This is a genomic window from Streptomyces sp. NPDC088762 (genome assembly GCF_044750905.1).
GTDB lineage: Bacteria > Actinomycetota > Actinomycetes > Streptomycetales > Streptomycetaceae > Streptomyces.
In genome coordinates, this window is the sequence record NZ_JBIVKT010000006.1 from 123,229 (window position 1) to 146,497 (window position 23,269).

Annotated in this window: 22 protein-coding genes and 3 pseudogenes; 17 read left to right on the forward strand and 8 right to left on the reverse strand. The window is 70.4% G+C overall.

Annotated features, from left to right (window positions below):
- Positions 1 to 76: 76 nt before the first annotated feature.
- The 6 genes and pseudogenes from ACIP5M_RS16690 to ACIP5M_RS16715 all read left to right on the forward strand — a co-directional run bounded on the left by ACIP5M_RS16690 (position 77) and on the right by ACIP5M_RS16715 (position 5,819).
- Positions 77 to 1,519, forward strand: coding sequence for a hypothetical protein (locus ACIP5M_RS16690; RefSeq protein WP_401197473.1), 1,443 nt, complete (start codon positions 77 to 79; stop codon positions 1,517 to 1,519).
- Positions 1,520 to 1,730: 211 nt separating this feature from the next.
- Positions 1,731 to 2,306 (forward strand): DUF4158 domain-containing protein, encoded by a 576-nt coding sequence (locus tag ACIP5M_RS16695; RefSeq protein WP_401197476.1) that lies wholly within the window; start codon positions 1,731 to 1,733, stop codon positions 2,304 to 2,306.
- Positions 2,303 to 2,764, forward strand: coding sequence for a recombinase family protein (locus ACIP5M_RS16700; protein WP_401197478.1), 462 nt, complete (start codon positions 2,303 to 2,305; stop codon positions 2,762 to 2,764). The genes ACIP5M_RS16695 and ACIP5M_RS16700 overlap by 4 nt, the downstream gene beginning before the upstream one ends.
- 427 nt (positions 2,765 to 3,191) lie before the next feature.
- A pseudogene (locus ACIP5M_RS16705) lies at positions 3,192 to 3,574 on the forward strand (hypothetical protein).
- 338 nt (positions 3,575 to 3,912) lie between these two features.
- On the forward strand, positions 3,913 to 4,926 hold the full coding sequence (locus ACIP5M_RS16710; protein ID WP_401197481.1) for an SPFH domain-containing protein: 1,014 nt from the start codon (positions 3,913 to 3,915) through the stop codon (positions 4,924 to 4,926).
- Positions 4,923 to 5,819, forward strand: coding sequence for a hypothetical protein (locus ACIP5M_RS16715; protein WP_401197483.1), 897 nt, complete (start codon positions 4,923 to 4,925; stop codon positions 5,817 to 5,819). The genes ACIP5M_RS16710 and ACIP5M_RS16715 overlap by 4 nt, the downstream gene beginning before the upstream one ends.
- A gap of 180 nt (positions 5,820 to 5,999) precedes the next feature.
- Here the strand turns inward: ACIP5M_RS16715 and ACIP5M_RS16720 are convergent.
- The 3 genes and pseudogenes from ACIP5M_RS16720 to ACIP5M_RS16730 form a co-directional block, all read right to left on the reverse strand.
- Positions 6,000 to 6,104 (reverse strand): annotated as a pseudogene (locus tag ACIP5M_RS16720) (ATP-binding protein); the annotation flags it as partial.
- 13 nt (positions 6,105 to 6,117) lie between these two features.
- Entirely contained in the window at positions 6,118 to 6,594 is a 477-nt protein-coding gene (locus ACIP5M_RS16725) for an anthrone oxygenase family protein (RefSeq protein ID WP_401197485.1), read from the reverse strand.
- A 76-nt stretch (positions 6,595 to 6,670) separates the two neighbouring features.
- On the reverse strand, positions 6,671 to 7,633 hold the full coding sequence (locus tag ACIP5M_RS16730; RefSeq protein WP_401197488.1) for an SDR family NAD(P)-dependent oxidoreductase: 963 nt from the start codon (positions 7,631 to 7,633) through the stop codon (positions 6,671 to 6,673).
- 144 nt (positions 7,634 to 7,777) lie between these two features.
- Here ACIP5M_RS16730 and ACIP5M_RS16735 point away from each other — a divergent pair, with 144 nt between their 5' ends.
- The 4 genes from ACIP5M_RS16735 to ACIP5M_RS16750 all read left to right on the forward strand — a co-directional run bounded on the left by ACIP5M_RS16735 (position 7,778) and on the right by ACIP5M_RS16750 (position 11,329).
- Positions 7,778 to 8,980 carry a sensor histidine kinase gene (locus ACIP5M_RS16735; protein WP_401197490.1) on the forward strand — a complete coding sequence of 401 codons (1,203 nt, stop codon included), beginning with the start codon at positions 7,778 to 7,780 and terminating at the stop codon, positions 8,978 to 8,980.
- Entirely contained in the window at positions 8,977 to 9,642 is a 666-nt protein-coding gene (locus ACIP5M_RS16740; RefSeq protein WP_401197493.1) for a response regulator, read from the forward strand. Before ACIP5M_RS16735 ends, ACIP5M_RS16740 begins: the two co-directional genes overlap by 4 nt.
- Positions 9,643 to 9,956: 314 nt before the next feature.
- On the forward strand, positions 9,957 to 10,769 hold the full coding sequence (locus ACIP5M_RS16745) for a DUF6042 family protein (RefSeq protein ID WP_401197496.1): 813 nt from the start codon (positions 9,957 to 9,959) through the stop codon (positions 10,767 to 10,769).
- Between the two features lie 17 nt (positions 10,770 to 10,786).
- Complete coding sequence (locus tag ACIP5M_RS16750) at positions 10,787 to 11,329, forward strand: AAA family ATPase (protein WP_401198006.1); 543 nt, start codon at positions 10,787 to 10,789, stop codon at positions 11,327 to 11,329.
- A gap of 40 nt (positions 11,330 to 11,369) precedes the next feature.
- Here the strand turns inward: ACIP5M_RS16750 and ACIP5M_RS16755 are convergent, their stop codons facing one another.
- Complete coding sequence (locus ACIP5M_RS16755) at positions 11,370 to 12,422, reverse strand: DUF6292 family protein (RefSeq protein ID WP_401197499.1); 1,053 nt, start codon at positions 12,420 to 12,422, stop codon at positions 11,370 to 11,372.
- 693 nt (positions 12,423 to 13,115) lie between these two features.
- Between ACIP5M_RS16755 and ACIP5M_RS16760 the strand changes: the two genes are divergently transcribed.
- Both ACIP5M_RS16760 and ACIP5M_RS16765 read left to right on the forward strand, forming a co-directional pair.
- Positions 13,116 to 13,337: a hypothetical protein gene (locus ACIP5M_RS16760; protein WP_401197502.1), complete on the forward strand. Its 222-nt coding sequence runs from the start codon at positions 13,116 to 13,118 to the stop codon at positions 13,335 to 13,337.
- Positions 13,337 to 13,591: a hypothetical protein gene (locus ACIP5M_RS16765; RefSeq protein ID WP_401197505.1), complete on the forward strand. Its 255-nt coding sequence runs from the start codon at positions 13,337 to 13,339 to the stop codon at positions 13,589 to 13,591. Before ACIP5M_RS16760 ends, ACIP5M_RS16765 begins: the two co-directional genes overlap by 1 nt.
- A gap of 579 nt (positions 13,592 to 14,170) precedes the next feature.
- Here the strand turns inward: ACIP5M_RS16765 and ACIP5M_RS16770 are convergent.
- Positions 14,171 to 14,833, reverse strand: a complete 663-nt coding sequence (locus ACIP5M_RS16770; RefSeq protein ID WP_401197507.1) for a DUF4386 domain-containing protein — start codon at positions 14,831 to 14,833, stop codon at positions 14,171 to 14,173.
- Between the two features lie 142 nt (positions 14,834 to 14,975).
- Between ACIP5M_RS16770 and ACIP5M_RS16775 the strand changes: the two genes are divergently transcribed.
- Together ACIP5M_RS16775 and ACIP5M_RS16780 are read left to right on the forward strand one after the other, a co-directional pair.
- Positions 14,976 to 15,659 carry a TetR/AcrR family transcriptional regulator C-terminal domain-containing protein gene (locus tag ACIP5M_RS16775; RefSeq protein ID WP_401197510.1) on the forward strand — a complete coding sequence of 228 codons (684 nt, stop codon included), beginning with the start codon at positions 14,976 to 14,978 and terminating at the stop codon, positions 15,657 to 15,659.
- 169 nt (positions 15,660 to 15,828) lie between these two features.
- Entirely contained in the window at positions 15,829 to 16,176 is a 348-nt protein-coding gene (locus ACIP5M_RS16780) for a VOC family protein (RefSeq protein WP_401197512.1), read from the forward strand.
- A 252-nt stretch (positions 16,177 to 16,428) separates the two neighbouring features.
- Here the strand turns inward: ACIP5M_RS16780 and ACIP5M_RS16785 are convergent, their stop codons facing one another.
- Positions 16,429 to 16,953, reverse strand: a complete 525-nt coding sequence (locus ACIP5M_RS16785) for a peptidylprolyl isomerase (protein ID WP_401197515.1) — start codon at positions 16,951 to 16,953, stop codon at positions 16,429 to 16,431.
- A gap of 447 nt (positions 16,954 to 17,400) precedes the next feature.
- On the opposite strand from ACIP5M_RS16785, the gene ACIP5M_RS16790 reads away from it, so the two are divergent.
- The 3 genes from ACIP5M_RS16790 to ACIP5M_RS16800 all read left to right on the forward strand — a co-directional run bounded on the left by ACIP5M_RS16790 (position 17,401) and on the right by ACIP5M_RS16800 (position 20,282).
- Complete coding sequence (locus ACIP5M_RS16790; RefSeq protein WP_401197518.1) at positions 17,401 to 18,678, forward strand: hypothetical protein; 1,278 nt, start codon at positions 17,401 to 17,403, stop codon at positions 18,676 to 18,678.
- 667 nt (positions 18,679 to 19,345) lie between these two features.
- Positions 19,346 to 19,741 carry a hypothetical protein gene (locus tag ACIP5M_RS16795; RefSeq protein ID WP_401197520.1) on the forward strand — a complete coding sequence of 132 codons (396 nt, stop codon included), beginning with the start codon at positions 19,346 to 19,348 and terminating at the stop codon, positions 19,739 to 19,741.
- Positions 19,742 to 20,015: 274 nt separating this feature from the next.
- Positions 20,016 to 20,282, forward strand: a complete 267-nt coding sequence (locus tag ACIP5M_RS16800; protein ID WP_401197523.1) for a hypothetical protein — start codon at positions 20,016 to 20,018, stop codon at positions 20,280 to 20,282.
- A gap of 109 nt (positions 20,283 to 20,391) precedes the next feature.
- On the opposite strand, the pseudogene ACIP5M_RS16805 reads toward ACIP5M_RS16800, so the two are convergent.
- Together ACIP5M_RS16805 and ACIP5M_RS16810 are read right to left on the reverse strand one after the other, a co-directional pair.
- Positions 20,392 to 21,486 (reverse strand): annotated as a pseudogene (locus ACIP5M_RS16805) (MFS transporter); the annotation flags it as partial.
- Between the two features lie 407 nt (positions 21,487 to 21,893).
- Entirely contained in the window at positions 21,894 to 22,691 is a 798-nt protein-coding gene (locus ACIP5M_RS16810) for a WD40 repeat domain-containing protein (RefSeq protein ID WP_401197525.1), read from the reverse strand.
- Positions 22,692 to 23,269 lie beyond the last annotated feature (578 nt).

The following is a 23,269-nucleotide window of genomic DNA, read 5'->3' on the forward strand; positions in this document are numbered from 1 at the left end:
CCGACCCGTCGCTGCGGCGGCCGTGCGGCACGAGCCCAGTGACACCATCCAGCGACACGAAAGAGAGCACCATCGCATGGCGCACCATCAGCAGCCGTACCCCGCAGAGGGCTCCGGTCCCATACCTCCACCGCGAAGCAGCGGACGCCTGAGGGAGCACGGTCGCCGGATTCTCGCCGCCACCGCCACCGCCGCTCTTCTCCTCGCCGGCGCGACCGCCTGCGGTGACGTCGACGCGAGTACGGCCTCCAAGAGCAGTACCGCGCCGAAGGAACCGTTCGCCCCGGCGCAGTTCGCCCAAGCGTGGAAGTCGCCACCCGTCGAGGGCAGCTCGCTGCGTACGCCGTTCATGGCCGCTTGGCACACGAAAACGGCCTACTACGTAGGCCGAGGGACCGGGGTGGAGATTCTGGACCCTGCGACCGGTAAGAAGCTGGGAACCGTCGCGCCGCCCGAACCGGACATGCAGCCCTGCGGCATGACAGAGGGGCTCACCGCCGCAGGCCTGGGTGCCATCGCGTGGATCAAGGGCAACACAGAGGCCCTGGGGGCCAGCTGCGACCGCGTCTCACTGATCGACACCCGCAACGGCAGCGCGATCGTCTGGACCAAGCAGATCTCCGGCGCGCCCCTGGGCGGGAAGCCGCTCACCAATGACACCACCCAGCTCGCCTTCCTCACCGGCGATGTCCTTGCCGTCATGACCCCGAACACGATCGTCGGACTGCGCCCCGACGGCACCGAAGCATGGACTTGGCGCAACCCCGGCGTCCCGGCCAACACCTACGTCCTCAACTGGGAGATGAGCGCCCACCACGACCGGATCATGGTCATGATCGGCATGGAGGGCGGCCCGGAACTGTGGAAGTACTGGGTGGCCACCCTCGATGCCTCAGGCAAGGAGGTGTCCGCCGAGCCCGTCCCCATGCCCGTGCCCTCCGGAGGCCACGTCAGTCTGGTCGGCGCTGCCCCCATGACCGCGATCGTCAGGCCCCGCGCCTTCGACGAGGTCAGCAAGCCCGAGCTCGTCACCTTCACCCGGGACGGCAGCGTGGCCCGGCGCATTCCGCTCGTCTCCAGCGCGGGCCCGGTCCAGCTGAACGCGAGCCGGCGCCTTGGCCGCGCCGAGCGCTTCGACATCGCGTTCAGCGGAGAATCCACGGCCTACTTGGTCGCGGGCACCCCGTCCAGCGCCACGACAGCGCCCCAGATCGTCGCCTTCAACCTTGAGACCGGCGCCACCACATGGACGAAGCCTGTCGACACTGTCACCATCCCCCGGTTCCTCGGAGCCGACAAGGACACCGTGTATGTCCTGGGAGGAAAGGCCTCCCAGGACATGCCCGTCTACGCCTACGCGGCAAAGGACGGCACCCGGACCCAGATCAGCACAGTGAAGGCATCCGACGGCATCCTGTCCATGGGCAGCCTGATCATCGACTACAACACCGGAAATCTCGCCCTGACCGAGCCGGGGCGAGGGACGAACGGAACCCTCATGTTCCGACCCACCCCCTAACGGACGGTTGCCGACTTCAGCCACCTGCTCTCCGCAGCCGTGAAGTCGATCGCCCGGCCCCGCCCGCTGGCCAGGACCGGTCAGCGGGCGGCGGAAGCGTGCTCTGGATACGGCCTTGGAGTCCTAGCTAAGACACCAGCCGCAAACTAGGTCACGGGTAGCCGGACAAGCCCCGTTTCCCCGTCCTGGGCGTCGTCGTTGGTCTGATCGAGTGATCGAGGCCAAAGGGGCGGGCGTGCGGCAAGAGTGGTCGCCAGAAGAGCTGTTGGCGAACTGGACGCTGGTAGACGGCGACTGGGACCTGGTGGCGAACAAAAGCGGGACGACCCGCCTCGGCTTCAGCCTCTTGCTGAAGTTCTTCGAGCTGGAAGGCCGGTTTTCCGATGTGCTGGAAGAGGTCCCGCCGGCCGCGGTGGAGTACGTCGCCGATCTGGTGAAGGTCCCGGCCACCGACTTCGCGAAGTACCTGCTGGTCGGCCAGACTTCCGAGTACCACCGCAAGCAGATCTGTGAGGCCCTGGGCTTTCGGCCCTCGACGGTCGCGGACGAGAAGGCGCTGGCCGAGTGGCTGGCCGTGGACGTCTGTCCGGTCGAGCTGGTGGAGGACCGGCAGCGCGAGGCCCTGCTGGTCGCGTGCCGGGCCGGAAGATCGAGCCGCCGGGCCGTACCCGGGTCGAGAAGGTACTCGTTGCGGCGCGCGGCAAGTGGGAGAAGGCGTTCTGTGCCCGCACGATCGGCCAGGCGGTCACCCTCGCCCGCGAAATCCGCGCCTCCGGCGTCGCCGTGACCCTCGCCGTGCACGAGCACAAACGGCTCGGCCGCGGCATCGACCTCGCCACGCTCGCTGAGGAACTGCGTGCCAGCGACGTCGGCCTGGAGTTCCTCACCGGCGAACTGCAGGGCTCCCACGATCCGGGCGGCGTGGTCTTCACCGTGCTCGCCGCGCTGTCGGGCATTGAGCGGGAGTACATCCGCGACCGGACGCTGGAAGGTCATGAGTCGGCGCGGAAGCGCGGAAAGGCCATCGGCGGCGCGAGCGTCACCGACAGCGACATGCTCGGCATGGCGCTGCACCTGCGGGGGCAGGGGCTGAGTCTCCGCGAGATCGCGGCCCACCCGGTCATCACAACAGGCGCGAAGAAGGGCCAGCACCCGAGCCCGCCGACCGTCATGCGGATGCTCCGGGACCACGACGAGCGCCTGGCCGCCAACGCCCAGCTGCCGACTCAGCCGGCCGTTCCGTAGGGCGCCTCGAAAGCACGTCAGCCCTGTTGGACCCGTTGGACCCAACAGGGCTGCGAGGGGCTACTTCGGCCGCGACCGGCCGGTGGGATGACGCCCTGCCTGGCACGCTCAGCATGACCGGCGGGCCGGGCCAAGGCCCGGCGGGCGCTGCCGAACGGGCCGGTGCTGTCGCCCGAGCGGCTGCTACTCCTGCGGCCATTCCTGTGGGTCCTTGCCCCTCGGACCTCGCCTTTGAGGCGGGTCTCGTTATCGATGCGCCGCTGCCCGCCCTCCGCGGCACGCCTCGATCGCGGCCCGGACCCCCAGGCCGGCCAGGCGGCCCGCCACTCCTCATGGGCCGCCTCGACCAGCCGCCGTCCCGAGAAGGCGGGCCGTAGACGGTCCTCCCAACCCTTACGTGGCGCACGCGAGCCAGTTCGTCACCGACATGACGGCCTCCCTGGACCGCTTCTCCAGCGGCTGGACGGAGTGGCAGTGGTGCCGGGGCGGCGACTACTGCTTCCTCGACCAGACAGGCACGGCGAAGCCGAACGCCCGGCTGCTCGTCCAGCCTTACGCGCGGGCCGTCGCAGGTGACCCGCTCGGCTTCGCGTACGACCCCGCCACACGCACCTACACCCTCACCTTCCGCACCCGCGACCATGCCGGGGCCCCACCCAGATCACCGTGCCCGAGGACACCTACCCCAACGGCTACCGCGTCATGGTCCAAGGCGGCCAGGCCAGGTGGGACGGCCACGGCCAGACCGTCACCGTGAACACCCACGGACGAGGCGGAACCACATACAAGGTCACGATCGGCCCGAGGTAACCCCCACCCGATCGCTCGCTCCGGAACGACACCCGTAGCCTCGCGGTCTCCTTGTACGGCCCCGGCCGCGGGCGCCGGGTGTGAACGGCCGCAGCGCCGCTCGGCGTCGCGCTTCTGACCGAGCCCTGGCACGGGTGACTAGACGCGCTCGGTATCGCAGACGCGCTGACCGCTGTGACCGGTCGGCGACAGCGTCACCGGACTGGGGGCCGGGCCGTGTCCATGCCTGTCAGCAGCTGCCACGGCTTGCCGACTTCGGGACGGTCCCTTCTTTTCGTCCTCTTGACGATATGAATGTCGACGATTATCGTCATAGTGACGAAATCAGGGGGTTCACCATGGCCGACATCACCCGGCGCTTTGGCTGGCGTCATCTGCGATCCGCGCCCACCACCCACATCCGCCACCACAAGCGCGGCCGGCTCGTCCATGACGGCCGGGGGCTCAGCTTCTGGTACCGGTCGTTGTCTGCGGCGTTGTCCGAAGTGCCCGTCGACGACCGGGAGCTGGCCATGGCGTTCCACGCCCGTACGGCCGACTTCCAGGACGTCACCGTGCAGGCCACCGTCACCTACCGGATCAGCAACCCGGCCGAGGCGGCGGACCGGCTCGACTTCTCCGTGGACCCGGACACCGGCAGCTGGCGCGGCGCGCCCTTGGAGCAGATCTCCACCCTCCTCACCGAGACCGCACAGCAGCACACGCTGGACGTCCTGGCCCGGACGCCGCTGGCCATCGCCCTGGTGGACGGCGTCGCCTCCGTACGGCAGAGCGTCGCAGCCGGTCTCGCCGCCGAGCCCAGACTCCCGGCCACCGGCATCGACGTGGTGGCCGTGCGCGTCGTCGCGATCCGACCCGAAGCCGAGGTGGAGCGCGCCCTGCGCACACCGGCCCGCGAGCAGATCCAGCAGGAGGCGGACCGGGCCACGTACGAACGGCGGGCCGTCGCCGTCGAGCGCGAGCGTGCGATCGCCGAGAACGAGCTGGCCAGTCAGATCGAACTGGCCCGGCGCGAGGAGCAGCTGGTCGAGCAGCGGGGCATCAACTCGCGTCGCGAGGCCGAGGAGAAGGCGGCGGCCGACAGCGTACGGACCGAGGCCGAGGCGGCCCGCAAGGTCCGCCTGGCCCGGGCGGACGCCAAAGCCGCGCGCGAGACGGGCTCGGCGCGGGCCGAGGCCCAGGCTGCCTGGCTCCAGGTGCACGGCGAGACCGGCCCGGGCACGCTGTACGCCCTGGCGGCGACCCGGCTGGCGGAGAACCTGCCCCGGATCGAGAGCATCACGCTCACCCCGGACGTCCTCACCGGCCTCCTCGGCAGGCTCGGGCGTCCGGACCCCGGGGCGGACGCGTGAGCCTGGCCCCTCGGGCGGTGCTCGTGCACCGCAGGACCGAGTACGAGGAACTGATCGGCCGGCACGGGACACACGGGCAGGCGGCGTTCTTCCTCTCCAGCCGGGGACGCTCGATCGACGAGGTGGTCAGCCGCCACGACCGGACCCGCCAGGCACTGCGCGAGGTGGCTGCGGCTGTGCCACTCACCTGGCTCAGCTCCCAGGTGGAACGGGCGGACCTGGACCGCTTCCTGTTCGCGCCGGAGGACGTGGTGGTCGTGGTCGGGCAGGACGGCCTGGTCGCCAACACCGCGAAGTACCTCTCAGGGCAGCCGGTGGTCGGCATCGACACCGACCCGGGACGCAACCCCGGAGTCCTGGTCCGTCACCGCTGCGCCGACACGGGCGCCCTCCTTCGTGCCGCGACCGCCGGGGGACGGACGGACGACCTGACCATGGTCGAGGCCGTCGCCGACGACACACAGCGTCTTCTCGCGCTGAACGAGATCTACCTGGGTCCGCCCGGCCACCAGACGGCCCGCTACCGCCTGGGCCCCGACAGCGAGAAGGGTCCGGGCGAGGCCCAGGCGTCCTCCGGCGTACTGGTCGGCACCGGCACCGGAGCCACCGGCTGGCTGCGCTCCCTGTGGCTGGAACGCGGAGGCACCGCGCAGCTGCCCGCTCCCTGCGACCGACGGCTCCTGTGGTTCGTACGCGAGGCCTGGCCGTCGCCCGCGACCGGAACCTCGAGGGTCTGCGGCCATCTGGAGCAGCGACAGGGACTACGACTGACCGTGGAGTCGGACCGGATCGTGGTCTTCGGCGACGGCATGGAGGCCGATGCCCTGCAGCTGACCTGGGGCCAGAGCGTACGCCTGGGCATCGCGGAGACGTCGCTGCGCCTGGTGACGTGAGCGCTGGCCCGACCGGCGCCCGGTGCCGGCCGGGCCGGTTGGCCGGCCAGGATGGCGCGCGCCGCGGTCGGAGCCGGTGATCCCGCCACCGACCACCCCGCTTTGACGACCTGTCCGGCAGCAACGGCTCGATGCGGGCCGCTGTCCTCCTTCGAGGATGCGCGCCGGCAGGTCGTTCTCTCAGCTCTTGACGGCGCCCGCGATCTGCTGGGCGCCCTGGGCGGGTGTGAGGTGCGTGGTGTCGACGGCCTCGGGGTGCAGCCACGTGCGCGCCGCCTCGGCATGGCCCCTGCGCCGGTCACTTGGCGTCGTGCTCGGCGCCGGGTTGGCGTAGGACCAGCAGGATCAGCAGAGCGAAGGCCGCGAACGCGGTACCGGTGCGGGCGAGGTTGAAGATCTCCCAGCGATCGAGGATCTCGGCGTGATCGACGGGCGGCGAGCTGACCGCCCACTCCTTGATCCGGCCGTTGATGGGGACGTTGCCCAGCCGGGTTATCAGGAAGGAGGCCACTACCAGCAGCCCCGCCCCGCCGGCCAGCCATCGCGAGGTGCCGCGGCTCATCACGGCGAGCGTCGCGGCGCTGAGTGCGGACAGTGCCATGGCGCCCTGCATGGTGATGCCGTTCATCTCCATCAGCCGGGCGTGGAAGGACAGCCTCATCTCGATCGGTACGGCGTCGAACGTCGGGACGAGATTGGCCGCGCCGTAGCCGAACGCGCCCGCGAGCGCGCCGGTGGAGAGCAGGGCAAGACCCTTGACGAGTCGGATGGGCATACGGACCACCTCTGTGGGTCTGGTGCGGCGGGTGACGGAAGGCGTGAGCTGTGTGCCGCTGCCTCGACGGCGCGCCTCAGGCACCGCTCGGCTGGATCATTCTGCGGCCCGCGGTGCTTCCGCCGTCCACCGCGATCGAGGCACCCGTCATGTAGGGGAAGTCGTCGGACGCGAGGCCGAGCACCGCACTCGCGATCTCCTCGACATCGGCCATCCGTTCGAGACCGTCGACGTTGAGCGGGCCCCATGCCTGCTTGTACTTCAGCCAATCCGCGTCCGGGATTCCCGGCGGGCGGACGAAGGGGGTGTCGGTGGTGCCCGGCAACAGGGCGTTGACCCTGATTCCCTTGGGTCCGTACGCGAGTGCCGCGGACTTCACCAGGCCCTGCACTGCCCGCTTGCTCGCGGTGTACGCGGCGCTGTTCGCTCGTGCCTGCTCGGCCGCTGACGACGAGGTGCAGATGATGACACCGTGCTGAGCCCTGAGCATGTGGGGAATCTCGTACTTGACTGCGAGGAACACGCCCCGCGCGTTGGTTGCCTGGACGTCGTCCCACTCCTCGACGCTCATCTCGTGGGGCAGTTTGCCGCCGCCGATCCCGGCGTTGTTGAAGGCCACGTCGATGCCGCCGTAGCGGCTCGCGACCCGGTCCACGAAGGCGCGCACCTGGGCGTCCACACGCACATCGGCTTGGATGTAGGTCGCTTCGCCGCCCGCGTCCCGGATTTCCCGTTCCACCTGGCGCCCCAGCTCGGCTCGTCGGCCGCAGAATCCGACATGGGCGCCCTCCGCGGCGAACGCCTTCGCCGCCGCCCTGCCGATGCCGGAGGTGGCACCGGTGACGAGCACCGACTTCCCCTGGAAGCGGCCCGCCTTGGCGTGGGACCTCGACGGGGCGCCGGCTGCGTGGGCGGTGGTGCCGAAAGCAGCGCCACCCAGCCCCAGAGCCGCCGCTCCCCCGAGGAGGGACCGCCGCCCGAGGGGCGCGGGCTGCGCGTCGGCGTCGGCACTCGTGTGGGTATGCGCGTTCGGGTTCATTTCCGTATCCATGGCGATCACGCTCGCAGGCCGTACGGGGTTCGCGACTCCCTCCACGGGCCGGACATCGCGGCCGGTGGGAGGAGGTGGCCTCCTCCCACGGCAGGACCCCGAGGGCGTCGGCGAACACTTATCGTGAGAGAGGTGAACCGACCCCGCGTCGAGCTTGCGTTCGACAGAAGATTCGCCACCTTACGGATTCTGGCGCTCGCCGGCGTACTGGTCGGCTACTCCCTGCTGCTTCAACGGCCGTCCGGGGCAAGGGACTGGGGCCTGGCCGCAGCCGGCCTGGTGCTGTGCCTGGTCGCGGGCAGGTGGGTGTTCGGCGCGCTGCTGGCACAGTCAGGCCTGCTCGTCGTCGCACACGCGCTGGGCTCTGACACCGTTTCCTCGTTGAAGGTCCTGGCCGCCGTCACCCTCTTCGAGCTGGCGGTCCAGCAGTCCGGGCGCCGCCTCGCGGCCGGGGCGACCGTACTGGCGCTCACCATCGCCGTGAACCGTTTCGAAGAACTGCCCGGCGGTTCCCTCCCGGTCCTCTACAAGATGTGCATCGTCGCAGGCGCGCCGCTGCTCATGGGCTCGTACGTACGCGTGACCCGCGACGCCGCACTGCAGGCGCGGGAGTACGCGAATCAGCAGGAACTCCGTGCCGAACAAAGGCTCCTGGCCGCCCGCGCGGCGGAGCGCACCACCATCGCGCGCGAGTTGCACGACCTTGTCGCCCACCACGTCTCCTCCATGGTGCTGCGCGTCGGTGTCGCCCGGCACGTCACCGCCACGGCCGGCACCACCGCCACCACGGACCCGCGGATCACCGAAGTCCTCGACGACCTGCACGCCAGCGCAGGCGCGGCCCTGACGGATCTGCGGCGCCTGGTGACCGTGCTGCGCGCCCCGGACCGCACCAACCCCGACATCGGTTCCCTGGTCGCGCCCGGAGCGCTGCTGGCGGCACTGGGGTCGGTGGTGGAACACAGCCGCCAGACCGGCCTGACGGTGACCGCTTGCGTGGATCCCCTTGTTGCGCGGCTGGACGCGGTACGTGGCCTCGCCGTCCTCCGCCTGGCCCAGGAGGGTCTGGCCAACGCGGCCAAGCACGGCGGGCCCGGCGCACGGGCCGAGCTGGCCGTTCGGGTGGTCGAGGACGTCGTCCACGTGACGGTCCACGACGATGGGGCCGGAAAGACCCGAACACCGGCCCCCGGCCCTTCCGGACACGGCTTGATCGGCATGCGCGAACGCGTGGACCTGCTCGGCGGCCGGCTGGACGTCGGCCCCGCAGCCCAGGGCTGGCGCCTCTCGGCGGAACTGCCCTCCCTCGGAAGCCACATGGAGCCCCAGCTGTGATCGATGTTCTCGTCGTCGACGACCAGCAGCTGGTCCGAATGGGACTGCGCATGCTTTTCGAGCAAGCGCAGGACATCAAGATCCTGGGCGAGGCGGACGGCGGCGCGGAGGCAGTACGACTGGCCGAACGCCTCGCTCCCGAGGTCGTTCTCATGGACCTGAGGATGCCCGGAATGGACGGCATCACGGCCACCCGCCGCATCCTGACCGCGCGTCCCGCCACTCGGGTCGTCGCCCTCACCACGTTTGACGATGACGACCATCTGTACCCGGCGCTCGCGGCCGGAGCCTGCGGATTCCTCGTCAAGGACACCCCACCGGCCGAACTCCTGGAGGCCGTGCGCCGGGCCGCCGACGGACAGGCCCCCTTCAGCCGGGACGTGCTCGACCGCCTCGTGGCCCAGGCACTCCACACCCGCTCGTCCACGGACACCCCGGCGCCCACACCGATGGATGCCCCGGTATCGGCCATCACCCCGCGCGAACGGGAGGTACTCGGACTGCTTGGCGAGGGCCTGTCCAACAAGGAGATCGCCGACCGGCTGCATCTCGGGGTCACCACGGTCAAGACGCACGTGGCCAGCCTCATGGCGAAGACGGGCCGGGACAATCGCATCCGTCTCGCGGTTCTCGCCGTTCTCACCGGAATCACCCCGGAGTGATCCGGCGCGGTCCTCAGGTGAGCGACCGCCGTACTCCGAGCCGCCCGGATGGTGGCGTACTGCCGTGCAGGCCTGCAACTACGCGAACCGGCCTCAACCGGCCGGAGGCCATGCACCACCCCGACATACCCACCTCCGGCCGCGTCTTGGCCCAAAGCCGGGTTCACCCCCATCGGCACAGCCGACCGGGACACCGAAACCGGCACTGTCCCCTACGAGTTGTACCCCCTGAAGACCGGCGGCATCCGAACCAGCGCACGCGCAGTGCGTACGCTGCATGCGTTTGGACTGCCTTTCGAGGAAGAGTTCACCGGATGACTGACAACCCGCCCGTGCCCGGACCGCGCCGGGACATGGCGATGCACAACGACTGGTGGGCTTCGGGCTGGGACCACGTCCTGCCCCGCCAGGGCTTCCCGCTGACCATGCTGATCGGGACCGCCAGCCAGCCCGGCTTCACCGGCTCCCTGGACGACCTTCTGCAAGAGATCTTCGACGGCCGCTGGGACATGATCGGCGGCGACCTAGACGGTGCGCTCACCTTCTCCTGGCCCGATGAGGAGTGGGACTACGAGGACGCGCCGGAGGGGCGCGCAGCGAACGAGGCGACCCGCTGGGAGAAGTTCGGCGCCATGCTCACGGCCGCCGGCTACCCCGTGCCCCGGTCCGTGCGGGACCTGTCCGAGCTCTACCTGACGTGGGGCCTGGCCAGCCGCGAGGAGACGCCGGACGGCGCCCGGTGGTCGATGCCCGCCGCGCTTCCGCTGCCTGGCGACCTGCTGCCCCTGGATGCCGGCCTCGGCAAGCGGCTCGACTGGATCCGCTGGACCATGCGCACGGGCCCGCTCGTGAGCGGGCTTGTCAATCACCTGGTAGACGATCTGGGCGAACCGCACGACGTCCTTACCTCCCTGGACCGGCTGGCGGCCGCCACCAGCCAGGACACCGACGACGTCCGTCTCGCTCTCGCAGAGCTCGTAGAGGCCGGGGACGCCCAGGTGCGGCGCGGCCAGGAGCCGGCGGACGCCGAACGCCTGGAGGCACACCAGCGCTTCCGCCTGATCATGAACTGGGAGCACTTCCACGAGAACCGGATGCAGCTGAGCATCAAGGGCGACGACGCGTGACCCAGAGCGCGCCGGGCATGGCGGGAACGCCGGACACCCGCCTGATCGTGCTCCGCGGCAACAGCGCCTCGGGCAAGTCGTCCATCGCGGCCGGCCTGCGCGAGAAGTTCGGCCGCAACCTCGCGATCGTCGCTCAGGACAACCTGCGCAGGATCGTGCTACGCGAACGCGACCGGCCCGGCGGCGCGAACATCGGCCTGATCGACCTCACCGCCCGCTACGCACTGGACAACGGCTTCCACGTTGTCGTCGAAGGCATCTTGTACGCCGACCGCTACGGCACGATGCTCCAGGACCTGGTGCGCGCCCACCAAGGCGTCACACGGTGCTACTACCTCCAGGTGCCCTTCGAGGAGACGGTGCTCCGGCACGCTACGAAGCCAGACGCCGAGTACCTTGCGCACGTCAACGAGGGACACCTGCGCGACTGGTACCGGGAGAAGGACCTGCTCCCCAACGGCCTGGAGACCGTCATCGACGCGGCCAGCACCCTCGACGACGCGGTCCAACACATCCTCTCCGAGAGCGGCCTGGACGGCATTCCCCCGATCGACCGCTGAGGGGCGTCACGAGGTGTCCCTGCGGCCTGCGCTGAAGGGATCAAGGAGCGGTGTGGGGGCGCTTGGTGCCCTTCCGCCCGTCGCGCAGGGCAGCGAGGAGCTCTTCGGGTTCGGGCTGCAGACCACTGCCCAGGTAGCGGATCCCCTCACCTTCAGGTGCGGCCTCGGTGGCCTTGCCGATGGGGTGCCGGCGGCTGGTCGCCGTCCGCCATCCGTAGCGGGAGTCCCACACCAGGGCCGCGGCCGGCTGGTCGGTCTCGAGCGGTACGGCGGCGGCGAGGTGCTCTCCGTCGGGCTGGCGCATCTCGACCTGGGCCCACTGCGCGACGCCGGCCGCGGCCAGGAAGTCGGCGGTGCGCTGCAGGTACGGCTTGGCGCTGCGGGCGCCCAGTTCGCGCTCGGCGACAACGATGGCGCCGCGGTGGGTGATGGGGGGGTAGCCGAGCCGGATGGCGGCGTCCTTCAGGTCCAGCCCGGGCTGCTTCTCGACGAGGTCGGCCATGCGCCGGCCGCGCAGGGCGGCCAGGCCGGACTGCGCAGTGGGGAACTTGGTGATGCCGAGGGTGTCGGAGACGGCTTCGACGGTGACGGCGGGGTTGGCGTCCAGGAGCTCGGCGATCCGCGGGAGGATCTCGTCGCGGGGGATCATGTCGCCGCTGCCCTGGCGGCGGCCCCCGCCGGCGCCGCGGCCGGGCCGGCTGTTCTTGTACGCGAGGACCAGGCGGCGGGGCCAGTGCTCGGTGCCTTTTGGGCCTTCGGGCACGCGGACCATGCCCGCGGCCAGGTCCGGGTCGCTCTTGTAGCCGTTCCAGGTCACGGGAGTGATGCCGAGCAGCTCGGCGGCCTCGTGGCGGTCGAGGAGGTCCTCGTCGTCGTCAGCCTGGGGCAGCTCGGGGATCGGCTCGCCGGCGTAGTAGGCCTTGGTCTGCTCGGCGTCCCAGAGCTGATTGCGGGCAGTGGGCGAGCTGATCGGCGCCGGGTGGCCCTCGGCCGCGTACGGCTTCTGGTTTCGGACGGTGACGAGCTTCTTGCCGAGGGCGCCGGCCAGGTCGGACATGGTCTGGACGTGCTTCAGGCGTCCCGCTCGGATCATCTTCTTCCTCCATCACGGTGGCGGGGCGCTTGGGGCGCCCCGCCGGCGGGTGTGTCAGTCATTCGAGGGGTCGGACAGGCAGAGCGTCTTGCAGGCCTCGCCGGCTTCCGCGCCGCATGCGTCGCAGTGCCGGGCGGCCGCCTCGACGAGCGGGCGGAGGGCGGCGAAGCCACTCTCCGCGCCGGCGTCCGGGGCGAGTTGGCCAGCGGCGATGACGTACGGGGGGTGCGGGGAGCGGCGGGTGGTGCGGACCCGGATGCCGGTGGTGTCGCCCGGCCGTAGGTGAGGTCGGGAATCGAGTACCGCCCGGGGCCAGGGTGCCGGCGGGGCGGGTGAGGGAGAAGGGTATGGAGCCTCCAGGGTGGTCGATGTGTTCGGTGCTGGCGGGCCGCCACAACCCGCCGACAAGAAAACATTACCTAACCTACATCACGTTTGGCGAGTGGCGCGGTCCCCGCAACGGCGCGTCGTACGGATGCACTCGGGAGCGAGACACATCTCTCGGGTCTCCCGCGGAGTGTGTTTTCGGTTGGCCGGCGCCCTTGCCACCCGCCTCGACGGAAGTGGGCGCCAGCCGCTCTCGTTTCGACCGGGCCGCACGGCGGACCGCACCCCGGGCGACCTCGGCGTCCTCTTCGTCTTCCGGGCTCCCCCGGAGCGCTCCTGCGCTAGCCTCGATGCAGCATCTATGACTTGGAGGCCGTGATGCGGATCGTCTTCGACCCGGCCGAGCAGGACGCCCTGCGTGCCGACGCGCGGGACCTCGTGGACAGCGACCCGAAGCTCGCCTACGTGCTGGAGCGGCTGGCCGGTGAGGGTGTCGACCTGGACCGCGTCACCACCTGGGAGGATCTGCGCGAGAACCTCGGGCAGCCGCCGCTCGACGACTCCGCTCCCTCCTCGAACGTCGCCTGATGGCGGAGCGTCACGGGCCGAAGCGCGCCCGCATCGTCTTCTACGACGTGGCGCAGGAGCAGATCGAGAAGATGACGGAGGCCGAGCGCCTCCGGCTGGACCCCGCGCTGGTGGCCATTTCCAAGAATCCGGAGATCGGTGTCCTCTCGAAGCACGGTGCGATCCGTGAGCACCGGCAGGACGGCGTACGGATCCTGTACGTGCCAACCGCCCTGGGCACCCTGGTCCTGATCGCGTACGTCGAGGCGGACTGACTGCGCCGCACCGATCCGAAACGCCTTCCGAGACGGCAGCCACTGCAGAACCCCGGACAACGCTCGGGGCTCCTCTGCTGGACTGCGGTGGGGCCGCCCGCGGCCCTGCGGGCCCGCACTGTCGCCGTGCCGGCACGGTAGGGGTCCGGTCCGGTGCGGCGGGTGCCGCACCGGACGGACAGCCGGCAGGCGGAGGTGATCCCACGGGCTGTCCCGATTCCGCATGGCCGATCAGCATCTCGCGCCATCCATGCACCGACCGTCACAGTGGCGCGATGGATGCAGGACTCGCCGCCGTTCTCGGGGCCATCGTTGGAGCCCTTGGCCCGGCAGTCGCGCCAGCCGCGCGGTCGAGCGCACCGCGCCGCTCGGTCTGTACTGCTGCACTTCCGACCTTGCAAGGCACGATGACATACCCTCGGATTCCCGCCGAGAACCCTGCAGTTTTCGCGAACGCTCGGGACTTCGGGGACGTGACCGAGGTACGCGCCAAAGGGACACGGGATGATCTCGAAGCCCTGAGCGTCCGTCCCGTCACCCCTTCAGCTCAGGCTCGTTGGTGGTGATGTCGAGCGTCGTCTAGGGCCTGGGATGGGTTGCTGCCCGGGACGCGGCGCCTGAGCCGGGCCCGAAGCCCCTGACGATCAGCCAACCGGCCAGCCCCAGCTCCCAGGCGAACACCGGGAGCGCGGCAGCCGACCCCGCCACGGAGAGCTGCGCGTACGCCCCGAACATCACGGCGACGGCCGAGGCGCAGATCAGCGGCCCGCCAATGAGCCCGAGCACGGCGATGAAGCGCGGCACCAGCCGGGCGCGGTACGCCAGATACGCAAGCAGGACGGTGTTCAAACCGAGGGCTATGTTGGGCCCGAGCAGGAACGTCCAGTCGTGCACGGCCGCCAGCGCGACGTCGGCGCCGTCCGTCGCCCCCGCGTCCCGCCGCAAGGTGACGAGCGCCAGGACGGCGACGATTCCGAGGGCGATGACGGCCGCCTCCATCAGCCGCCCGAAGGCGTACCCGAGGGCGAGCCCCTCGCTGTGGCGCCGCAAGACGGGGAACAGCGCCGCCCCGGTGCCGGCCACCGCCACCACGAGCACCACCTCGCAGAGCACCCCGAGCAGGGCCCTCGTGTCCGCGCCCTGCACGAGCCGGCCGTCCGTCGCGCCCAGCAGGGGGCGGTACAGAACCGCCCCGGCTATCGCGGCGGCCTCGGTCAGCAGGAACAGTGACCCGGTGGCCACTGCGGTTCTCCGGTCCGGACTCATCTTCTCGGCACCCCTCGCTCGATGATGGTGTACGCCGTACACCTGACGGAACCATAGGTGTACGGCGTACACTCGTCAAGGAGGGAAAGCGGTCGATGAGGGAAGGAACCGAACCGGAATGACCCGGCAGGAAGCCACGCACGCGCAACGGATCCCCCTGAGCAGGGACCGCGTCCTGCGCGCCGCCGTCGCGCTCGCCGATGCCACCGGCATCGAAGCGCTCAGCATGCGCAGGCTCGCGCAGGAGTTGGGTGTCGTACCGATGGCCCTCTACAAGCACGTGGCCAACAAGGACGAGCTGCTTGACGGCATGGCCGACGCCGTCGTCAGGGAGATCGACCCGCCGGCGGTGGACGCTGACTGGAAGCGCGTGGTCCGTGGACGGATCCTCTCGGCCCGGCGGGTCCTGCTGCGCCACCCCTGGGCGGCGCGGGTCATCGAGTCGCGAACCGGCCCCACCCCGGCCGTGCTGGCGTACCTGGACTCGATGGCCGGGAGCTTCCGGGACGGCGGCCTCTCCGCCGACCTCACGCACCACGTCATGCACGCGATGGGCAGTCGCCTACTCGGCTTCAGCCAGGAGCTGTTCGACACGTCGGGCCCCTCCGGCCCGCCGGACCCCACGCTGGCGGCGCGCTACCCCCACATCGCGGAGCTGGCCGCGACGGCCGCACATGACGGGGGCTCCACGGTCGGCGGCGGCTGCGACGACCAGTTCGAGTTCGAATTCGCCCTGGACCTCCTTCTGGACGGCTTCGAGAACCTCCGTCGCCAGGGCTGGACCTCCGCGCGGAAGCCGTAACGGGGACAGGGGCCCGGCGATCGGCGGGGAGAGACGCGGTCGTGCCGATGCGCCCATGGCGACGGCTTCGTCCTGGACGAGGGCGCGTGTCGAAAGTGCGTGCGGTGGCGGCCGGGGCGTAGTACTCCTGGGAGGGACGGAGACACTTGAATCTCGTTTGGAGTCGTCGATGACCGTTCGCCGTGTCGTGCCCAACATCCAGTCGGAGGCCGCGCAGGAGAGCCGAGAGTTCTATGGTCTGCTGGGCTTCGAAGAGGTCATGAACCATGGTTGGATCATGACGCTCGCGTCCCCGTCCAGCCCGGCAGCGCAGATCAGCGTCATGACGAACGACAAGACCGCGCCCGTCGCCCCCGACATGAGTGTCGAGGTGGACGACGTGGATGCGGCTTATGCAGTCATGCAGGCAAGCGGGGCGGAGATCATTCACCCCTTGCAGGACGAGGAGTGGGGAGTGCGGCGGTTCTTCGTCCGTGACCCCAGCGGACGGGTGGTCAACGTGCTGGGTCACCGCTGACGGCCTTCCCTCGCCGCAGGGGACACGAAGGTCGGCATCCGGCTCCAGCCCGTCCTGCGGACCGCTCTCGCCCCGGGCCCCGATGGGGACCGCGACGGTGGCAGGAGTGCCTGGCCAGCGGCGGCGCCGGCTCGGATGGCGATGCCCAGTGCACATCCACCCCGACCCGGCACACCCCGTTCTGAGCTCACCCTTTCAACACCACAGCTCACTTAGCCATTGATGCCGAATTGCCCTCCCCCTCTGCAACAGTCAATGCCGGCAGGACGGCCGGACGCGGAGCAGCTCGGTCCGCAGCACGGGGGTGCCGTCGACCGGTGCCGGGTTCTCCGCCGTCGGCTCGATGCCTCGGGCGGCGACTGTGTCGAGGGTCGACAGGCCGTCGGAGTCGACCGTGCCGAACACCGTGTAGTTCGGTCGCAGCGCGGAGTCGCCGTAGACAACGAAGAACTGGGAACCGTTCGTGTCCGGGCCGGCGTTGGCCATCGCCAGCAGTCCGCGGCCGTAGAGACGGCGCGCGCCGGTCGGATCGGTTGGTGCCGGTGGCAGGTCCACCGGGAGCTCGTCCTTGTACTTGTACCCGGGTCCGCCCTCACCGGTACCGGTCGGGTCGCCGCACTGCAGGACCTTCAGTGTCGGGTACGCCGTCAGACGGTGGCACACCGTACGGTCGTAGAACCCGTGCCGTGCCAGGTGCAGGAAACTCTGGACCGTGCACGGTGCCTTGGCCCGGTCCAAGTGCAGCGGGAGCGGGCCCTGGCTGGTCGGAACAGCCACATCAACCGTGCCACGACTGGGGGTGCGCCGCGGGTCGGGCGGCAGCGGAACAGGGCGCGCCGGCGGCTCGTCCGGGGTCTGGGTGTACTGGCAAGGGCCGTGGGTGGTGCGCGGCGGAGCTCCGTCGGAAGCGGTGGCGACACTCCCCCCGGACACGACTAACGCCACCGCCGCGAATGCGCTGATCAGTGCTCGGTTCATCTCACACACCCTCCCGAAGATCCCCAGGTCTTGGAGCGGTCGCAGTCTAGGGGCGTGGTGTGGTCAGCGGCAGTGGAACTTCCGGCCGATCAGCGTGGCCACGGCCCGAAGCTTCAGGAAGAGACGCCCTTGGCCTTTCCGCCAGAACAGTGGGCTCCACTGCGTGACGCCGACCATCAGGACTGCAGCGTCCTCGGACTGCGGGCACCCTTCCCGCACTTCGCGTGAGTGCTTATCGTCTTTTCCATGGCGAACGGGGTGTACCACACCAAGTACGGCATCACGATCAATCTGACCTTCGAGGACTTGGGCCACCCGGACCGCCCCGGACTGCTGGAGGAAATCACCCAGCCCGTCGGGGAGCGGGACCGCGCTCTTCTGCAGTGCTTGACCGACCAGCAGGGCGGGGAGTGCCAGTGCGCGTTGGCCGACAAGACGCCATGGATGTTCGTACGTCGGCAGCGCCGTGCAGGCCGTGTCGTGTGGGTGGCCGCGCACCTTCCGCTGACGCACGCCGCGACACCCGAGGAAAGTGACAAGCACAAGGCCATGAAGGAGCGCATAGCCCGCTCCGCCTCCCGTCACGGACTTGACGTCCAGGTGGAGGCCCGGTCGTCGGACGGCAGGATCGTCACCGACGTCTTGGTGTCAGGTGCCGGAGGCCGGGTGGGATGGGAGGCACAGTACTCCCCGATCAGTGCCAGCCGAGTACGGCGACGCTCGGGGCGAGCCCGGGAGAACGGCATAGCGCCCCTGTGGGTGACCGGCGACGCGTCTTCGGAGATCATCGATCGCGCACCCTGGACCAGGGTCGACGACGTGCCCTGGCAGCGCATCGTCTCGCCCCTGGCGATGATCGTCCGTGGTGGTGTGCGGCACCTTCAGATCTGGAAGTGCACCGCGAGCAGCGAGCGGTCCTGTCCTGAAACGGGTTCCCACTGCGGCAAGTTCCACAGTGGCTGGTTCCTGCCCGTCCTGTGCATCCCGCAGGAACGCGCTACCGCTCTGGATGAACTCGTCGTGACCAGTGCAGACGGAGAACACGTGGCCGTGCGGGTCCGCAACGTCGAAGACCCCCGGCGCGCCTCCTACCTCTGGGCGCTTGCCAAAGACGTGGAGCGGTGGCGCGACCTCACCGGCGACGGTGAAGGCGAGCCGGAAAACCTGCCGGCAGAGGCAGATGACGAGCCGGTCACCTACGCCGAAGAGGAACTCGACAGCTCCTGCCACTACGGCAACCGGGACCGCCAGTACTTCAGTGACCCACGGCCCCGGCGGGACATGACCTCAGCCTCGGGGCTCCACACCTTCGACATCGCCCCCGCTCGCCCCTACCGGGCCCCCAGCCGTCCGGTCCAGATGCGCCGTCTGTCCACCCGCGAGCGTGCAGTCATCGCGCGGGAACTTGGCTGTCCCGCGTGGGAAATCGGACCGTGCATGCTCTGCGCGGAGCCGATTCACCGTTACGGTCAGTCGAGCGGCCTCACCTGCCGCAGCTGCCGGGCCACGGCTTTGAGCAGGTGACCGGTCAGCGCCGTGATCGACGGCCCGTACCTGCATCGCCACGTTCAACCCCCGCGCCTCACTGACATCCCTGCGTCCGACACTCGGACGGGCTCGGGGCCTTCCGGCTCGGCCACCAGGGCCCGCCCGCTCCATGAACGGGCGCACCAGGCCCACCACCGCGCCGGAGAAGGCACGTTCGAGCCGCTGGCACCATCGGGCAGCGGCTTCGGATCGATGTGAGCGGCACCCGGATGGCTGCTCGTGTCAGTGGCGGTCCGAAAGTGGCGGAGGAAGGCGGGGGCGTCGGCGCGGATCGCTTGGCTGTCACCCTGAGCCCAGCTCTACCGGTGACCCCGCCCGACGACCGCGGCGTCCGCGCCTTCTGACATCTGGCAGCCGAAGGTTGACCTGTCTCTCCTCGTCGCCCACCCTGCTCGGCCCCGCCTCGGCGTACTGCATAGGCTCGCTCCATGGACGCCTGCCTCGATATGGGTGGGGGTGCGGGGGCGGGTGATGTCACTCAATGCCGCGCCGGCCGGTGACCGTGTTTTTGACGCGATCGGGCACAAGTTCTTCCTTGAAGACCCTCCTCCGGGTGGGCGCCGGAGGCGCCGGGCCCTCGTATGGGGTGTATCCGGTACGACTCGTTCAGGGGCTCTGGCGGTGGGAGGGAGATGGAGCCGATATGGCCGATCTGTCCCGTCTGGCCGAGCCGTTTCCGCGCGAGGGTGCCGATCCGGAAGCTGTCCAGTTGCTGCTGTCCGAGCGGCCTGAAGAGGAGGACTTCGAGGACATCGAGGACTTTGATGACGCCATTGAGGCATGGGAAGAGCGCTGGGAGCCCGTGATGTGGTCGGAGGACCGAACTGTCGGCGCGGTCGTGATCTCAACGCTGGGGTGTGCGGCCCGCGAGTGGCTGATCATCAGCGGTCCGGAGCGTGGGCGAGTGTGGTCCGACAACAGAGTGGATGACGAGGACCTGAAGCCGCTCCTGGATGACCAGGGTGCTCCGATGACGTTCGCACGCTGGTATCTGACGTGGCTTGAGAAGGCGGAGCGTCAGCTGGCATTGGCGCGGTGACAGACTGACGTGCGGGCCCGGCGGAAGTTGTCGCGGGCTTCCTTGTCCAGCTGAGGATGAACCCTCGACCGTAAGTCGCGGGTGCCCCAGACCGAGGAGACCGTCGCACCCGTCCATGGATGGTCGGGGTCGGCCGGGCGGCGGAACCCCGGCCGCCGCTCCGGCGCCGGGCTGGGCCAGGAGGGCGGTGACCGCCCGGCGGAACAGGGCTTCATGCTTGCCCCCGGGCGGGCGGGCGTCGTGGTGAGGGGGGTGAAGGCTCGAGGACGCCGTCGTGCTCGCGTACCTGCTGGACGGGGACGACATACCGGCCGCCTTGGCGGCGTACAGCCAAGCCCGCCACGCGCGCACCGACGCCATCAGCATCCGCGCACGTCGTGCAGGCCGTGTCGCCGCCCTGACCCACCCCGTCGCGATCGCCGCCCGCGACTTCGCCGTCCGCGCCACCCCGGCCCGCGCCGCGCGACGTGCCATGGACAACCTCTTCGACGGCTTCAGCCTTCCGGCTGCCCCGGCAGCGCCTGCCCGCACTCAACGGTGAGAGGCCGAGGGCCGGGCACTCGGGGGACGCGCGTGATCGCCGGCCCTGGACCGCGTGGGCCCCGACGGCCGCCGCGCGGCAGGGTACGGCCGCGAGCCGGCCGGCGCCGTCATCTGCCCGGCGCCGCGGAATCCGCTTCGGTCGCCACGGCCGAGGCGGACAGGAGGGTCGCCGCGGCCAGGGTGCCCCAGAGGACGGTCGGGCCGTGCGGGGCGAGGGCGGTGATGGCGGCCGGGGAGACGGCCAGGCCGAAGCCGGAGGAGAGTTCGAAGCGGGCGAGGGCGCGCCCCAGGGCCCGGGACGGGGCGAGCGCCGCCACCAGGGCGGTGGCGCTGCCGGTGTAGACGATTTCGCCGAGGGTGCAGACGACGGAGACGGCCGCGACTCCGACGGCGGCCCAGCCGCGCCCGCCCCCGTCACCGAGGGACGTCACGACGAGGAAACCGACGTACGAGACGGCGAGGACGACCCCGGCGACGGTCAACGCGGTGCGCCGGGCGAAGCGGGCCATCAGGACGGTCAGCGGGACCTGGAGCGCGACCACCAGCACCGTGTTGGCCACGAAGATGGCCGCCGACCACACCGGTGAGGCGTGCAGTTGTGTCAGCAGGACCAACGGAAGCGCGATTTCAGGGACGTTGAGGCAGAAGACGTACACCACGTTGGCGGCCAGCAGGGCGCGCATACGGGGCGCGGGCTCCTTCTGCCCCGCCCCCGCGGGGGACCGGTCCGCGGCTTCCCCCGGATTGCCCGCCCGTACGCGGACCGACCACGCCAGGACGGCGGCCACCAGGTACGCCGCTCCCGTGACGCCCGCCAGCGCCTGGAGGGCCGAGGTCCCGCCAGCCAGACAGGCCATGGCGAGGAGCGCCCCGACCCCGAGTCCCGCGTTGCGCAGGGCTCGTCCCGCCGCGAAGGCGGTATCCCGCTCCCGTCCCTGAGCGATGGTGGCGACGAGGGCTGCATGGGCGGCCGGCCAGGCCTGGTTGCCGATCCCGAGGAGAAGGGCTGCCATGGCGAACGGCCAGACATGACCCGCCGGGGCCCCCAACAGAACGGCCACCCCCAGCACCCGTACCAGCAGCGACGCTGCGACCACCGTGCTGCGGGCGCCGCGGTCCAGCCAGCACCCGACGGCGGGCATGCACAGCAGGCCGGTGACGATGCCGGCCGTCATGGCGAGGCCGGTCGCCGAGGCGGACAGGCCGTTGGGGGTGGACTGGGCGTGACAGGTTGCCCGGCTCGTCGTCGAGCGGGGAGGTCAGCGAAGTGGAGGCCTTGGGCGTCGTGACCCCCGGGGCCTTCGTCGTGCCTCTTGGCACCCGGACGGCGGTGCAACACGGAGCTGCAACGCGGACATCAGACCGGCCTTTGGCCGGTGTTCTCCCAGGTCAGATGTGCAACGTGCTCACGCGTTGCAGAGCCGGTGTTGCACGTCCGATCGGGTGCGTTGCAGTCGCCGGTGCCGCGTCACCGCTTCGAGTGGCTTGCTCATCACCGGCCCCGGGGAGCATCGGCTTAATGACAGTCATCTCCGTCCCTCAGCTCACGGAGTTCCTCGGCGGCCGGGACGTCCGTGGCTGGGCTCCGGATTTCGGTGGATGGTGTCGGCTACCGGTGGAGTTCCCACAGGCACAGGGTGCCGTCGGTGCTGCCTGAGAGGAGGAAGCGGTCGTCGGGGGTGAGGGCAATGCCGTAGACATCCTCGGTGTGGCCTTCCAGCGTCCGCACGCAGCGTCCGGTCGCCGTGTCCCAGATGCGTATCCGGCCGTCGTCCTCGCCCGAGACGACGAAGCGGCCATCGGAAGTGAACCGGGCCGTCAACACCTCGTCGGACCGGTCGTCGGGATGCCCTGGCGGTCGGGTGCGCCGGCCCCGTACGTCCTCGAAGGTGCGTACGACGTCACCGGTGGCGGCGTCCAGGAGCCAGAGCGTCCGGTCCTGGCGTCTGCGGCCCCAGAGCGTACGGTTCTTGGAGGCGGAACCCCGGTGGTCCCCGACCGCAAGTACGAGGCGGCCGTCGGGGCTCAGGCTCACGGAGGAGACAAACCACGAGCCCGGGTTCGGGAACACGGCGCCCTCACCACCGTCCACATCCCAGATCCGGATCTCCCCGTCGAGGTCGGCCGACACTGCCCGGCGCGCGTCCGGGCTGAGCCACACCGTGGTCGGCAAGACCGTGTGGCCGGTGAGCGTCCGTGTGCATGTTCCGTCCGCAAGGTCCCATATCCGCAGGGCGAAGTCTCGGCAGACGGCCAGAGCGAAGCGGCCGGTACCGCTGAAAGCGACCGTTCCCCGGCCGCCCGTCGCGCCCTGGCTGCCGGGGTACGGGCCCGCCAACCGGGTCTGCCGGCCAGGTGGCTTGCGGGTGTCGAGCCAGGCCACCGCGCCGTTGACCGTAGCCCGCATGAACTTCCCACCGCCGCCACACGCCAGCACCCAGTTCCCTGGGACGGCGACTCCGCTCCGCCCCGCGCCACGAGCCCCGAGGGTCCGCAGGAGCGTCCCGGTGGCGAGCTCCCACAGCCGTACCGGCTCGTTTCCCCCTCCGCACAGGCCGTGCCGCCCGTCCGGAGAGATCGCGACCGCACCTCGTTGGAAGGACCCCAGCAGGGTACGGAGCAAAGCCGCCTCACGGGGGCCGCCCGCCGGCCAAGCACCCTCCCGCCGGCCGTCCGCCACCCCATCGTCACTACCGTTGTCTGTGCCGTTGCCGCCCATGGCCCCCACCCCGCACCCCCGGTCCAGCAGTCACCACCCAGTCTGCACGACCCGACTGACAGGCCAGCGGCACACGGGCGCGGGGCTCCTGCGTCCCGCGAGAGGCGCCAGGCACCCGCTCGGCTCCCCCGCACTTCCCTGCGACGTACAAAGCCCGCGTCTTGCCGGCAGTGCGGTCCAGACGGAACCAGGCGGGCATCTCGGCGACAAACGCGTCACCGTGCGGTGGGACGTGGACTTCGCGGACGGTGTCGATCAGGTCGGGG

Bases quoted from the DNA above. Each gene is read 5' to 3' on its own strand.
- ACIP5M_RS16690 (WP_401197473.1), top strand. From the start codon at position 77: ATGGCGCACCATCAGCAGCCGTACCCCGCAGAGGGCTCCGGTCCCATA.
- ACIP5M_RS16710 (WP_401197481.1), top strand. From the start codon at position 3,913: ATGGCCGACATCACCCGGCGCTTTGGCTGGCGTCATCTGCGATCCGCG.
- ACIP5M_RS16725 (WP_401197485.1), bottom strand. From the start codon at position 6,594: ATGCCCATCCGACTCGTCAAGGGTCTTGCCCTGCTCTCCACCGGCGCG.
- ACIP5M_RS16730 (WP_401197488.1), bottom strand. From the start codon at position 7,633: ATGAACCCGAACGCGCATACCCACACGAGTGCCGACGCCGACGCGCAG.
- ACIP5M_RS16745 (WP_401197496.1), top strand. From the start codon at position 9,957: ATGACTGACAACCCGCCCGTGCCCGGACCGCGCCGGGACATGGCGATG.
- ACIP5M_RS16750 (WP_401198006.1), top strand. From the start codon at position 10,787: ATGGCGGGAACGCCGGACACCCGCCTGATCGTGCTCCGCGGCAACAGC.
- ACIP5M_RS16755 (WP_401197499.1), bottom strand. From the start codon at position 12,422: ATGATCCGAGCGGGACGCCTGAAGCACGTCCAGACCATGTCCGACCTG.
- ACIP5M_RS16765 (WP_401197505.1), top strand. From the start codon at position 13,337: ATGGCGGAGCGTCACGGGCCGAAGCGCGCCCGCATCGTCTTCTACGAC.
- ACIP5M_RS16775 (WP_401197510.1), top strand. From the start codon at position 14,976: ATGACCCGGCAGGAAGCCACGCACGCGCAACGGATCCCCCTGAGCAGG.
- ACIP5M_RS16780 (WP_401197512.1), top strand. From the start codon at position 15,829: ATGACCGTTCGCCGTGTCGTGCCCAACATCCAGTCGGAGGCCGCGCAG.
- ACIP5M_RS16790 (WP_401197518.1), top strand. From the start codon at position 17,401: ATGGCGAACGGGGTGTACCACACCAAGTACGGCATCACGATCAATCTG.
- ACIP5M_RS16795 (WP_401197520.1), top strand. From the start codon at position 19,346: ATGGCCGATCTGTCCCGTCTGGCCGAGCCGTTTCCGCGCGAGGGTGCC.
- ACIP5M_RS16810 (WP_401197525.1), bottom strand. From the start codon at position 22,691: ATGCGGGCTACGGTCAACGGCGCGGTGGCCTGGCTCGACACCCGCAAG.